Source organism: Bradyrhizobium sp. S3.7.6, from assembly GCF_054061875.1.
The window spans coordinates 380,253-393,232 of sequence record NZ_JBSSEQ010000001.1 but is presented as its reverse complement, the minus strand read 5'-3'; the positions used below and the strand labels follow the sequence as shown (position 1 = coordinate 393,232).

The 12,980-nt window shown below is 64.1% G+C and carries 13 protein-coding genes; 9 read left to right on the top strand and 4 right to left on the bottom strand.

Features of this window, described 5'->3' with window-relative positions:
- Nucleotides 1-177 precede the first annotated feature (177 nt).
- The 4 genes from ACVJ5M_RS01955 to ACVJ5M_RS01940 all read right to left on the bottom strand — a co-directional run bounded on the left by ACVJ5M_RS01955 (nucleotide 178) and on the right by ACVJ5M_RS01940 (nucleotide 3,754).
- Nucleotides 178-1,308, bottom strand: coding sequence for an ABC transporter substrate-binding protein (locus tag ACVJ5M_RS01955; RefSeq protein WP_063979908.1), 1,131 nt, complete (start codon nucleotides 1,306-1,308; stop codon nucleotides 178-180).
- A gap of 58 nt (nucleotides 1,309-1,366) precedes the next feature.
- Complete coding sequence (locus ACVJ5M_RS01950; protein ID WP_063979907.1) at nucleotides 1,367-2,245, bottom strand: shikimate dehydrogenase; 879 nt, start codon at nucleotides 2,243-2,245, stop codon at nucleotides 1,367-1,369.
- 144 nt (nucleotides 2,246-2,389) lie between these two features.
- On the bottom strand, nucleotides 2,390-3,328 hold the full coding sequence (locus ACVJ5M_RS01945; protein ID WP_063979906.1) for a LysR family transcriptional regulator: 939 nt from the start codon (nucleotides 3,326-3,328) through the stop codon (nucleotides 2,390-2,392).
- A 249-nt stretch (nucleotides 3,329-3,577) separates the two neighbouring features.
- Nucleotides 3,578-3,754, bottom strand: coding sequence for a hypothetical protein (locus tag ACVJ5M_RS01940; RefSeq protein WP_014491261.1), 177 nt, complete (start codon nucleotides 3,752-3,754; stop codon nucleotides 3,578-3,580).
- Nucleotides 3,755-3,919: 165 nt separating this feature from the next.
- On the opposite strand from ACVJ5M_RS01940, the gene ACVJ5M_RS01935 reads away from it, so the two are divergent.
- The 9 genes from ACVJ5M_RS01935 to ACVJ5M_RS01895 all read left to right on the top strand — a co-directional run bounded on the left by ACVJ5M_RS01935 (nucleotide 3,920) and on the right by ACVJ5M_RS01895 (nucleotide 12,684).
- Nucleotides 3,920-4,657 carry a helix-turn-helix transcriptional regulator gene (locus tag ACVJ5M_RS01935; RefSeq protein WP_063979905.1) on the top strand — a complete coding sequence of 246 codons (738 nt, stop codon included), beginning with the start codon at nucleotides 3,920-3,922 and terminating at the stop codon, nucleotides 4,655-4,657.
- An 83-nt stretch (nucleotides 4,658-4,740) separates the two neighbouring features.
- A complete protein-coding gene (locus ACVJ5M_RS01930; RefSeq protein ID WP_063979904.1) occupies nucleotides 4,741-5,400 on the top strand; it encodes an acyl-homoserine-lactone synthase in 660 nt (219 codons plus the stop codon).
- 1 nt (nucleotide 5,401) lies between these two features.
- Nucleotides 5,402-5,620 carry a hypothetical protein gene (locus ACVJ5M_RS01925; protein WP_008540920.1) on the top strand — a complete coding sequence of 73 codons (219 nt, stop codon included), beginning with the start codon at nucleotides 5,402-5,404 and terminating at the stop codon, nucleotides 5,618-5,620.
- 296 nt (nucleotides 5,621-5,916) lie between these two features.
- Nucleotides 5,917-6,834 (top strand): branched-chain amino acid ABC transporter permease, encoded by a 918-nt coding sequence (locus ACVJ5M_RS01920; protein WP_008143427.1) that lies wholly within the window; start codon nucleotides 5,917-5,919, stop codon nucleotides 6,832-6,834.
- On the top strand, nucleotides 6,831-7,775 hold the full coding sequence (locus ACVJ5M_RS01915; RefSeq protein ID WP_063979903.1) for a branched-chain amino acid ABC transporter permease: 945 nt from the start codon (nucleotides 6,831-6,833) through the stop codon (nucleotides 7,773-7,775). Before ACVJ5M_RS01920 ends, ACVJ5M_RS01915 begins: the two co-directional genes overlap by 4 nt.
- Nucleotides 7,768-8,535, top strand: coding sequence for an ABC transporter ATP-binding protein (locus ACVJ5M_RS01910; RefSeq protein WP_063979902.1), 768 nt, complete (start codon nucleotides 7,768-7,770; stop codon nucleotides 8,533-8,535). Before ACVJ5M_RS01915 ends, ACVJ5M_RS01910 begins: the two co-directional genes overlap by 8 nt.
- Nucleotides 8,528-9,256, top strand: coding sequence for an ABC transporter ATP-binding protein (locus tag ACVJ5M_RS01905; RefSeq protein WP_063979901.1), 729 nt, complete (start codon nucleotides 8,528-8,530; stop codon nucleotides 9,254-9,256). Before ACVJ5M_RS01910 ends, ACVJ5M_RS01905 begins: the two co-directional genes overlap by 8 nt.
- A 312-nt stretch (nucleotides 9,257-9,568) precedes the next feature.
- Nucleotides 9,569-10,282, top strand: coding sequence for a helix-turn-helix transcriptional regulator (locus tag ACVJ5M_RS01900; protein ID WP_245328506.1), 714 nt, complete (start codon nucleotides 9,569-9,571; stop codon nucleotides 10,280-10,282).
- A 110-nt stretch (nucleotides 10,283-10,392) separates the two neighbouring features.
- On the top strand, nucleotides 10,393-12,684 hold the full coding sequence (locus tag ACVJ5M_RS01895; RefSeq protein WP_084794898.1) for a TonB-dependent siderophore receptor: 2,292 nt from the start codon (nucleotides 10,393-10,395) through the stop codon (nucleotides 12,682-12,684).
- Nucleotides 12,685-12,980 lie beyond the last annotated feature (296 nt).

Here is a 12,980-nt window from a genome sequence, read left to right as displayed (position 1 = left end):
AGGGCGGGGTGAGGGGCACTATCCGCGAGCCCATCTCTCACCGTCCTTGCAGAATCACCCCTCACCCCGCCCCTCTCCCCGCGAAGAGCGGGGAGAGGGAGAGGAGAGGAGAGATCTCTCGCCGCATCCGCCTTCGCTGAAGCTTCGGCGGGACGGGCGCGGGGAGAGCGAAGATCGTCACTTCACCTTCGGCAGCACCTGCTTCACCACCTGCTTGCCTTCGACCACCTCGACCAGAAAGCTCTGCCGGTCGATGTCGCCGGTCTCGCTGAAGGTGACGTCCATCAGGATGCCCGGCTCGTCCGCGGCCTTGATGGTCAGGCCGTGCAGCGTGTCGGCGAACGCCTTGCTGTCGACCTTCCCCATCTTCTCGGTGGTGGCTTTCACCATGTAGACGGCGAGATAGCCCTTCAGGCCGTTATGGTCGGGCACGTAATTGTACTTCTTGGCGAACTTGTCGCGGAACGCCTTGATCAGGTCGACCGGTGCGTCCGTGGTGAGGCCGACATGGCCGCGCGCGCCGTTGGCGGCATCGCCGGCGAGCTCGATCACCTTCTGGCCGATCAGCGTGGTCTCGCCCATCAGCGGCGCGGTGACGCCCTGGCGCTTCAGCTCTTTCAGGATGCGCGCGCTCTCTTCTTCATTCAGGTAGACGAACACGGCGTCGGGATTGGCGGCCTTGATCTTACCGACGTCGGCGGCGAAGTCGGCTTGTCCCGCTTCAGTCGAGAGATCGGCGACCACCTTGGAACCAAGCCGGTCGAGTTCCTTCACGACGACGTCGCGTCCGCCACGGCCGAAGTCGTTGTTGACCCAGACCACCGCGACCGTCTTCGCCTTCATGTCGTCGTGGATGTACTTTGCGACCTTCGGCATCGACGATTGCTGGCCGAACGAGGTGCGGAACAGGAACTTGTTGCCGGCTTGCGTCAGCTCGGCGGCTTCGCCGCCCATGATCTGAGCGATGCCGGCCTCGGCCGCGAGCGGCGCCGTCACCTTGACCGAGCCGGAATAGCCGGGCCCGAGCAGCACATAGGGCTCGGCGTCGAGCGCCTTCTGCACCTGGGCGCGGGCAACGCCGGGGTTGGACTGCGAATCGGCATGGGTGACCTCCAGCTTGCGTCCGAGCACGCCGCCCTTGGCGTTGATCTCCTCGATCGCGAGGTCGATGCCGTTCTTCCAGTTGGTGCCGACGGTGGCGCCGCCGCCCGAGAGCTCGGCGACGTCGGCGAGCTTGATCGCCTGCGCATGGACGCTGGTTGCAGTCGCGAAGGCAAGCAAGGCGCCTGCCACTAGGGTCGATTTCATGGTCACTCCTCCCATTTTTCGTTGATGTTGTCCGCGGCCTTGTGTCCGGCCGCTTCGGTTACGCGGCGTGGTAGGCCGCGCTTCGTGCCGCCATCACCTCGTCAAATGCCTCTCCCATGACCTCGGTCGATGGGGCAAGGCCGGTGAACAATTCGAAGGCGTCAGCGGCCTGGTAGATCGCGAGCTCCCGCCCGGTCATGATCCGCGCGCCCTTGGCCTGTGCCGCCGCCAGCAGCGGCGTGATCAGCGGCGAATAGACGGCGTCCGCGACCCACATTTTCTCGTGCAGCAAGGCCGCCGGGACCGGCATGCCCCGGTTCGGCAGCATGCCGACCGGCGTGCCGTTGACGAGGCCGGTTGCGCCATCGAGCGCGTCCTCGACGCTTTTCGCCACCGTGGCGCCGCCGTGCCTGGCAAGCAATGAAGCGAGCTTTTCGGCGCGCGCCGTCTCGCTGTCGAAAATGCGGAGGCCGGAGACCTTCAGGCTCGCCAGCGCAAAGGCGATTGCCTTGCCGACGCCGCCCGTTCCGATCACGGCGACTGCATTTCCGGACGGTGCCAACAGCGGCGCGACCGCGCGCGCAAACCCGGTCGTGTCGGTGTTGTGGCCGATCAGCCGGCCGTCCCTGACGACGACGGTGTTGACCGCGCCCATGGCGGCCGCGCCCGGCGCCAGCTCGTCGAGCAGCGGGACCACCGCTTCCTTGTAAGGGTAAGTCACGTTGACGCCGGCAAAGCCGAGCCGCCGCACGCCCTCGAGCATCATGCGGAGCCCGGCCGCATCGGCGCCGGCGACCTCGATGAGCTGGTAGTGACCGCGCAGGCCGAGCGCCTCGGCGGCCCGCTCGTGCATGGCAGGGGAGGCGGAATGCGCGATCGGCGCCCCGATTAGGCCGGTGAGAAGCTTCTTGCTGGCGGCGTATCCGCGCTTGGACATGGTTGGCTATCGTCTCGTTGGGAGCGTTGGGTCCTGGCCATTAGCGGGGAAATCCGCACAATTCCAAGGGGGCTTCCAGTTGCGACGATAGCCTTTCCCGTGCCTAACACAATTACCCATTTATTGGGCAAACCTAACATAATGTTATTTCTTCCGCGCGCGTGCCGGGGCGGCGTTGCCCTCGCTGCGGGACGGCTCCACCGCGCGCATCTCGGCGCGCAGGGACTCGATGAAATACTCGACATGGAGCGACAGCGGCGCGCCGCGCTTCACCGCGATATAGGTCTCGAACCGCGTCGGCTCGGTGATCTTCAACAGCTCGATTCCCGGATAGCCGCCATGGGCCACCGTGAACTGGTCGATGATGGCGATGCCGAGCCCCGCCTTCACCAGCGCACACACCGTGGTGCCGAAGCGCGCGCGGATCGTGATGTTGTAGTCGAGCCGGTGGCGCGCAAAGATCCCGGCCATGATCCGGCCGTAGGGATCGTTGGGATCGATGCCGATCAGCGGATAGCGGGTGATCTCGGCGGCCGAGACCTGCTTGCGGCCGGCAAGCTCGTGACCCGGCGGCACGATGCAATAGAGCTCACCCGAGGCGAGCGGCATGAAGTCGAGCCCGGAATGCTCGAGCCGGTAGCTCATCGCCACGCACTCGCCGCGGCCGAGCAGGAGGTAGTCGATGGCTTCCTCGAGCTTGAGGATGTTGATGTCGATGCCGAGATCGGGATAGCGGCGCCGGACGCGCTCGATCGCGCGCGGCACCATCACCTGGGAGATGCTCGGCACCGAGCCGATGCGCAATTCCGACAAACCGCCGCGGCCGATCTTGGAGATGAGCTCGGAGAGGTCGTCGACCTTCTTGTAGACGCCGTTGATCTGCTCAAAGATGTTCTCGGCTTCCGGCGTCGGGAAATAGCGCCCGTTCTGGCGCTGGAAGAAGCGGATGCCGAGCGTGCGCTCGGTGTATTTGACCAGCCGGCTGATCCCCGGCGCCGACACGTTGAGCAGCTTCGCCGCGCCGCCGATGGTACCCGTCACCATCACGGCACGGATCACTTCAACCTGGCGCAGCGTCATCATGTCGTGGGCATCCCAAAGAGGATCGTGGTGGCGATCATCTCACGAGAGCCGTGATGTCATCCAGCGGCAAGTGTGCGACGGAGCGGGCGGCGCTTCACCCTCCCCCTCCAGGGGAGGGTAAGAGCGCAGCTCGCTCACCGGCAACAATTGCTGATTAACTTCGCAGTCAGAATGTTTCGGCCAAAATCGGCACGTTCGAATGGAAGGGCGCCGCTCGCGCAGAACGTATGCCTCACCTGTAACCGCGTTCTAGCTCGCCGGGCTCTCGGGCGACGCGCTGCCGGGCCGCTCCGCGCGTTCGCGCTGCAGCACTTCGCGCGCGTACTCGATGATCTTCTGCTTGTTTGCCGTTTCGCGGACGGCGAAAAACACGCGGTTGAGTTCCAGGCCGAGCACGCTGTTGAGGGCGATGTCCTCGTCTTCCATCGTGATTTTCCCGCTTCAGACGCCATAGGTGTAACTTGACGTCACTTCCTCCACAAGTAGATTAAATCTCGGGTGCAGACGAGGGCCGGTAAACTACGGAAGCAGCGAATTGAGGCAGCTCCCAAATACGTGCTATACCGACGGCGAGGCTCAGGAAACGCACCGATGTCCGCCGTAGACGCCGTAGATTATGGCCGGGAAGCGCTCGACTTCATCGAAGGCCTGGGGACCTATCGCAAGGTACCGGACGCCATGAATGCGCTTGAGGCGGCGTTCGGTCGCTTCGGCTTCGAGACCATCATCGTGACGGGGTTGCCGAATCCCGATCAGCGGTTCGCGCAGATGGTGCTCGCCAAGCGCTGGCCGGCAGGATGGTTCAATCTCTACACCCAGAACAATTACGACCGCGTCGACCCCGTGGTGCGGCTGTGCCGGCAATCGGTCAATCCGTTCGAGTGGTCGGAAGCGCCCTATGATGCCGAGCTCGAGCCGAGCGCGGCCGAGGTGATGAACCGCGCCGGCGATTTTCGCATGTCGCGCGGCTTCATCGTGCCGATCCACGGGCTCACCGGCTACGAGGCGGCGGTGTCGCTCGGCGGCGTCCATCTCGACCTCAATCCCCGCAGCAAGCCGGCACTGCACCTGATGGCAATGTATGGCTTCGACCATATTCGCCGCCTGCTGGATCCGGCGCCGCATCTGTCGACGCGTCTCACCCCGCGAGAGCGCGAGGTGATCGCCTGGGCCTCGCAGGGCAAGTCGGCCTGGGAGATCGGCGAGATCCTGCACATCACGCAGCGCACCGCAGAAGAGCATCTTGCAACCGCCGCGCGCAAACTCGGCGCCGTCAACCGTACGCATGCGGTTGCACTGGCGATTCGCAACAAGCTCATCAATCCCTAAGCGACGTACTGGGAAATTTCCCAATATCGAACCTGCCTCTTTTCGCAGAGGCTGCCCCTCATTCCGGCTGAATGGGGGTTTTCATGATTCACGCAATTTCTTCGGTCAATCGCCACCTTTACGAAGACGTACTCGAGCAGCACTTCCGACTACGCCACGACATCTTCGTCGAGGAGCGGCACTGGGAGACGCTGCGCCGGCCTGATTGCCGCGAGGTCGATTCCTACGACGACGAGGACACCGTCTATCTGCTCGCGCTGGAAGGCCGGCGCGTCGTCGGCGGTCACCGGCTCTACCCCACCACCAAACCCTCGATGATGAGCGAGGTCTTCCCGCATCTGGCATCGGTTCGCGGCTGCCCTGCGAATCCGCTGGTCTGGGAATGGTCGCGCTACTTTGTCGTGCGCGATCGCCGCGACGGCACTCTCAACCTGCAACTGATGGCAGCGGTGCAGGAGTTCTGCCTCGATCAGGGAATCGCGCAGGTCAGCGCGATCATGGAGACCTGGTGGCTGCCGCGCTTCCATGAGGCCGGCTTCGTCGTGACGCCGCTTGGTCTGCCCGCGCTGGTGGAGAACGCCTGGACCATGGCGGCGACCATCGACATTCGCCGCGAGACCCTCGATGCCCTGCATGATCGCATCGGCATGGATTCGATCGTACAACAAGACGGCCCGCGTCTGGACGCCGTCGCCCGTGCCAACCTCTGCGGCCTTGCTGCCGCACAACGAAAGAGCGCCTGAAATGTCGAACATGATGCGGGACAGCCAGATCATGGCGCAGACCAAGGACGAGAATCTCGGCTACATGTCCGACATGGCGCTCGAGCTGGCGCAGATGGCGGAAGACACCGGATTGGCAACGCTCGCCTATCTGTTCCGTATGGCGGCGCTGGAAGCCTCGACGGCCAACAGCGTGCTGGCCGAGCCGGATGATCTCCCCCGGCAGATGACGTCGCACTAGACGCCTTCTCCTACTTCCGTCGACCTTCGCGCCCTCTCCCAGGCATGCCTGGGGGAGGGCGATCGTTTGGGTGCGGCAGGTTGACCCATCCTGTGCGGCAGCCTTCTTGCAAGGCCAATTTCGATCGCATGCACCGGCATGCAACAAAGTGCATGTCTGGTGTTGAATCGCTCTTGCCTCGGAACGATACTGCCATTACCCATTTTTCCGCCTTGAAGAGGCAGGGGGAGCTCTTTCACTGATGGCGACCGTGTTCGAACATCGGCGCGACACCGCGTGCGCCTGAAAGAGTTTTGATGCTGCTCGTCGTCGAACAGTTCTTGAACGGATTGCAGTTCGGCCTGCTCCTGTTCCTGCTCGCCGCCGGCCTGACGCTGGTGTTCGGGATCATGGATCTCGTCAACCTCGCGCACGGCTCGCTCTACATGATGGGCGCCTATTTCGCCGCGACCTTTGCGGCCTGGACCGGCAGCTTCCTGCTCGGTGCGCTGCTGGCGCTCGGCGCGACTCTGGTGCTCGGCATCGTGCTGGAGATGTCGGCGCTGCGGCATCTCTACGGGCGCGACCATCTCGACCACGTGCTCGCGACCTTCGGCCTGATCCTGTTCTTCAATGAAGCCGTGCGGCTGATCTGGGGTCCGGCCGGGCTTGCGCTGCCGCTGCCGGCCTGGCTCACGGTGCCGGTGCCGATCCTGCCCGGCATCCACTATCCCGCTTATCGTCTCGCCATCATCGTGGTGGCGCTGCTGGTCGCGCTGCTGCTCTATCTCGGCGTGATGCGCACCCGCATCGGCATGCTGATCCGCGCCGGCGCCTCCAACCGCGAGATGATCGGTGCGCTCGGCATCAACATCAAGCTGCTCTATACGCTGGTGTTCGGCCTGGGCGCCGCGCTCGCCGGCCTCGCCGGCCTGATGCAGGCGCCGATCCTCACCGTGCAGATCGGCATGGGCGAGAACATCCTGATCCTCGCCTTCGTCATCATCGTGATCGGCGGCATCGGCTCGATCCGTGGCGCGTTCCTCGCCGCGATCTTCGTCGGCATGATCGACACGCTCGGCCGCGCCTTCCTGCCCAACCTGTTGCGGCAGGTGCTGAGCGGCGCCGCCGCCTCCACCGCCGCGCCCGCACTGTCGTCCATGCTGATCTATCTGCTGATGGCGATCGTGCTGGTGGTGCGCCCGGAGGGGCTGTTTCCGGCCAACCGTCGATGAAGGCTTTCACTGTGAGCAAGGCCGTCACGGCCCTGATGCTGGCGGGCCTCGTGCTGCTGCCGCTCTATTCGCAGCTGTCCGGCAACATCTTCATCCTGACGCTGTTTACCCGCATCGTCATCCTGGCGCTGGCGGCCGCGAGCCTCAACCTCATCATGGGTTTTGGCGGCATGATGAGCTTCGGCCACGCCGCCTATCTCGGCATCGGCGGCTACGCGGTCGGCATGCTCGCGCAGGAAGGCGTCGGAAGCGGCTTCATCCAGTTCCCGGTCGCACTCGCAGCTTCCGCGATCTACGCCCTGGTGATCGGCGCGCTCTCCCTTCGTACGCGTGGCGTCTACTTCATCATGATCACGCTGGCCTTCGCGCAGATGGCCTATTATGTCGCCTCGGGCCTCGCGCGTTACGGCGGCGACGACGGTCTCACCGTCTACAAGCGCAGCGACTTCTCCGGCCTGATCAACCTGTCGAACCGCACGCAGTTCTATTATCTCTGCCTCGCCTGCCTGTTCGCCGTGATCGTCCTGATCTGGCGCATCACCAATTCGCGCTTCGGGCTCGTCTTGCAGGGCCTGCGCTCCAACGAGCAGCGGATGCAGGCGATCGGCTTTCCGGCAAAACGCTACCAGCTCGTCTGCTTCGTCATCTCCGGTATGATGTGCGGCCTTGCCGGCGCACTGCTCGCCAACAACACCGATTTCATCAGCCCGGCCGTGATGTACTGGACCCGCTCCGGCGACCTCATGGTGATGGTGATCCTGGGGGGCATGGGCACGCTGTTCGGCCCGGTGATGGGCGCGGTGGTGTTTTTGCTGCTGGAAGAATTCCTGTCGCAGATCACCGAATACTGGGCGCTGATCATGGGCCCGCTCTTGCTGCTGATCGTGCTGTTCGGCCGCGGCGGCATCATGGGCCTGCTCGGGAGGCTCAATCGTGGCTGAACCGCTGCTCCGCGTCGAAAAACTGGTGCGCCGCTTCGGCGGCATCGTTGCGACGGACAACGTCTCGCTCGACGTAGCTAGCGGCGAGTTGCACGCCATCATCGGCCCGAACGGTGCCGGCAAGACCACGCTGATTAGTCAGCTCACAGGGCACCTCGAACCGCATTCCGGCAGCGTCTCGCTCGGCGGTCGCGACATCACCTATCTGCCGGCCTATCGCCGCTGCGCGCTGGGGCTCGCCCGTTCGTTCCAGATCACCTCGCTGCTGCTCGACTTCACCGCCGCCGACAATGTCGCGCTGGCGGCGCAGGCGCATGCAGGCCACTCGTTCCGCTTCTTCGCCAATGCGCGCAAGGAGAAGGGCCTGCGCGATGCCGCCCATGCCGCGCTCGACCGCGTCGGGCTCGGCCATCGCGCCGATGTCCTGGTGTCCAGGCTCAGCCATGGCGAGCGCCGCCAGATCGAACTCGCGGTCGCGCTCGCGAGCAAGCCGAAGCTGCTGCTGCTGGACGAGCCGATGGCGGGTCTTGGCGTCACCGAATCCCAGCGCATGGTGCAACTGCTTCAGGAGCTGCGGAAGGAAGTCTCGATCGTGCTGGTCGAGCACGATATGCCGGCGGTGTTCGCGCTGGCCGACCGCATCTCGGTGCTGGTCTATGGCCGCGTCATCGCCTCGGGCGATCCGGCCGCGATCCGCGCCAACGAGGACGTCAAGCGCGCCTATCTCGGCGACCAGCACGTGGTGACGCACCATGTCTGAAAAGGCGATGGCTGACACGCTGCTCAACGTCGACGGCATCGAGACCTGCTACGGCCTCTCCCAGGTGCTGTTCGGCCTGTCGCTGTCGATCAAGCCGGGCGAGATGGTCTCGCTGATGGGCCGCAACGGCATGGGCAAGACGACCACCATCCGCTCCATCATGGGCCTGACACCGGCACGATCAGGCACGATCCGCTTCGCCGGCGCAGAAGTGCGGCAGCTTCCATCCTACAGAATTGCAAAACTCGGCGTCGGTCTCGTTCCTGAGGGGCGCCAGATCTTCCCGAACCTCACCGTGCGCGAAAACCTGGTGGCGGCCGCGGCCGATCGCTTCGCTAGCCCCAATCCCTGGACGCTCGCCGCGATCTACGTGATGTTTCCGCGCCTCGCCGAACGTGCCTCCAACATGGGCAACCAGCTCTCCGGCGGCGAGCAGCAGATGCTCGCGATTGGCCGCGCGTTGATGACGAATCCGAAACTGCTGATCCTGGACGAAGCGACCGAAGGCCTTGCGCCGCTGATCCGCGAAGAAATCTGGAATTGCCTGTCGCTGCTGAAGAGCCGGGGACAGTCGATCCTGGTCGTCGACAAGAACGTCGACCACCTCGCCCGCATCTGCGACCGCCACTACATCATCGAGCGCGGCAAGACGGTGTGGAGCGGCACGTCCGTCGAGCTGATGGCCGAGCCGGATCTCCAGCACAAATATCTGGGCATCTGACGCGCTCCTGGATCTGACTGCCGTGCAGGATCGCCGCGCGCGCAGAACCTCGTCGAGGACGTCAGTTTCGAAGCTCTCCAAACTGCGCGCAGAGGTCTTGAGTGCGTTGCCGCCAGCCGCCAATGTCGCGGCGTAGCGGATTCGATGCAGGACTTTTACAATCAAATTGCCGGACGGCCTGACGACGACATCATCGGCTCCGCACAGCGAGGCGCTTCGACAGCGCCTCAGTGGCTGGATTTCCCGGGCTGTGTGTTCATCAGAGGTGAGTTTCGCGCCGATCCCGATCGGCCAGCGATCGTAGGGCCGGGCTTGTTCATCTCCGTTGCGCTCGATGAAGGCGCAGGCCGCGGCATTCTGACGCGCACAACCGGTGCAGGGCAGATGACGGCGATTGCCGTGCGCGAATCCGTCGCCGTAGGAGGCTCGGTTCGCTGCGGCGAACGTCCCGCGATCGGCCTGGCGCTTCCGCAAGCCTCCATCGACGGGCTTGGACTCGGCGACGAGGTTCGGGCGCTGTTCAAGACCGACGCGTTGGGCACGGCCATCGTCTCTGTCACGGCGTCTCCGCGTGTGCAGGCCCTCGCGGCAGAAATGTTCTCGCCACCGGTGGCCGGAAACGCGACGCAATTGCTGCTGTCGGCGCATGCCGCCGAGATCGTGGTCCACGCCTTGTTCGGCAAGCGCGGGATCGCGCTCGATCCTGCAGCCGACCTCCAGCGGGTGCGGTTGCAATCGGTCAAGGCGCGCATGGATGCCGATCTCGCTTATCCCTGGAGCATCGACGAACTGGCGCGGAATGCGGGGCTGAGCCGCCGGTCCTTCAACCAGAAATTCCAGATGGCGTATGGCGAGAGCGCGATCGACTATTTGCGGGCCCGCCGACTCGATGCCGCACGTGACCTTCTGATTCATCAACGGTTGTCGGTCACCGAGGCGGCCTTTCGGGTCGGCTATGCCCATCCGGCCAATTTCGCGACGGCATTCCGCAGGCACTTCGGCTATTCGCCGAGCCACTGTCAGTAAACTTGAACGCCTCCACGTGCGATCAAAGGTGATTTGCGCGCGCGCAAAGGCGGTGTGCGCCTCGATCTGGTTACTCCCGGGTTGTTCGAACACGGAACTCGGGGAAGACAATGACGCGCAACGACGGGCGGATGCTCGGCTGGGAACGGATGGCGAGAACTGGTCTGGGAGCGGCCGGCCTGGGAATAGTCCTGCACGCAACGCCGTCGGTCGCACAGACCTCCGGGACCAATGCAACGTCGACGGCGGCGACATTGCCTCCCGTCACGGTGGAGGCACCGATCCAGGCGCGTCCGCGCACCCAGCCCGCTCAGCGAGCTTCGCAGTCGTCGCGCGGCCGCATCGCGACGCAACGCAATGCCGGGCCCGCGCCAGCCAGAAATTCGGGCGCGCGCGAGGCCGGTGCCGGTCGCGCCAACGCGTCGAGCGAGAGCAGCTATGTTGCAGACAGCAGCTCGGCGGGTACCAAGACCAACACGCCGTTGCTCGAGACGCCGCAGTCGATCTCGGTCGTGACGCGCAAGGAACTCAACGACCGCGCCGTCCAGACGCTGACGGAGGCAGTTGGCTATGAACCCGGCGTCCGCATCGATGCTTCAGGCTACGATCCGCGTTTCGACGCGATCGCGATCCGCGGCTTCGACATCACTTATAACGGCGTTTATCTCGACGGATTGCGCCTCGTCGGAGCAGGTCTCAGCGTGTTCAAGACCGAGCCTTATGGGGTCGACAGCATCACCGTGGTCCGTGGGCCGAGCTCGGCACTCTACGGGCTCGGCTCGCCGGGCGGACTGATCGATCTGTCGAGCAAGCTGCCGACCAGCCAGCCGTTTCACGAGGTGCAAACGGTGTTTGGCGACCGCGATCGCGTCCAGGGCAATTTCGATCTTTCGGGTCCGGTCGATGCCAACGGTCAGTTTTCGTATCGGCTGACCGGCGTGATGCGTGACGCGAACGTGTTCGTGCCCGGCGGCAAGGATAACAGGACCTACATCGCGCCCGCCGTCACCTGGAAGCCGGATCAATCGACGACCCTGACGATTCTCGGGTCCTATCAGAAGTCGAAGACGCCCGGATCCATGTTCACCTACTCCACGGGCACCGGCACCGCCACGGACATCTTCACGGGCAGCCCGTCCTACAATTCGCTCGACCAGGAGCAGGGACGCGTGGGCTATCTGTTCGAGCATGCGTTCAACAACGCCGTGACCGTCCGCCAGAAATTCCGCTACGTCGATGTCGACGCGGTCACCCGCTATGTGGGCTTTCTCGGCGCGCCGGTGGGCAATGTCGTCTCACGCTACACCGGCTACGTCCACGACACGCTGCAATCGGCCATTATGGACAACCAGGTCGAGGCCAGGCTATCGACCGGGCCCGTGCAGCACACGCTCCTGGTCGGCACCGACTACACCGCGTCGAAGTTCAACGACAAGCAGGGATTCGGCTTCGGCGTCTCCGATCTCAACCTGGCCGCGCCGGTCTACGCGCCGGAATCCATTCCCGATCCCGCGATCTCGTCCTCGACGGCCCAGCGGCAAACCCAGTCCGGCGTGTATGTTCAGGACCAGGCCAGGCTCGATCACTGGATCCTGACATTGAGCGGCCGCAGCGACTGGGTCAGCACCACGGGCGAGGATCTGTTCGCGCTGACGCGGCAGACGCAGTCCGATCAGGCCTATAGCGGGCGAGCCGGGCTGACCTATGTGTTCGATTCCGGTGTTGCGCCTTACGTTGCCTATTCGACCTCGTTCTTTCCCAATCTCGGCGTCGATCCGTCGGGCGCCTTCTTCAAGCCGACCACCGGCAAGCAGACCGAAGTCGGTGTGAAGTACCAGCCGCAGGGCACGAGGAGCTTCATTGCCGCGGCGGTGTTCGATTTGACCCAGGACGGCGGCCTGGTCACGACGGGGACGGGCGTGACGGTCCAGCGTGGCGAGATTCAAAGCCGCGGCTTCGAATTGCAGGCGCTTGCCAGCCTGGGCGGTGGTTTCGACATCACCTCGTCGTACACCTATCTCGACATGGTGACCAAGCAGGCCGCTGACGACTCGCTGATTGGCAAGTTTCCCTCGGGCAATCCCCCGCATACCGCGACGCTGTGGGCGAACTACGCCCTGCCGCTGGCCGGACCGTTTGCAGGATTGAGCGTCGGTGGCGGCGCGCGTTACATGTCCTGGAGCTACGGCGATGATGCGAACACGTTCAAGAACAGCTCGGTAACCCTGATCGACGCGGCGCTGAAATATGATTTTGGCCAGGCGATGAAGGAGCTGAAGGGCCTCCAGTTCCAGGTCAATGCCAAGAACCTGTTCAATCTGCACTACACCACGTGCCAGGTCGGTTACTGCTACCGCGGCGCGCCGCTGACCGTCATCGCAACGCTCGGCTATCGCTGGTGAACCAGCTTGCGCCTGAGAAGCCCGGTTATCCGGTCAATATGTCTTACCCAAATCGCTGGCGCCGGCGACTAACGCGCCAGGTGGTGGGTGCCGATTTCAACCAAGGTGGTCCGGCAGGACAGGCGGTAGATCAGGCTGAACAATTGAACCCACATGATCGAACTCCACTGTTGATCATATGCAGGATATTAGGCCCCCAGTCTTTCCGGCCGTTTTCGAGGGACAGGGAAAATGGCTTCGTCGGCGAGCGCCGTGATGTCGTCGGAACAGACCGGACGAAGTTGCCTCACGCGGGC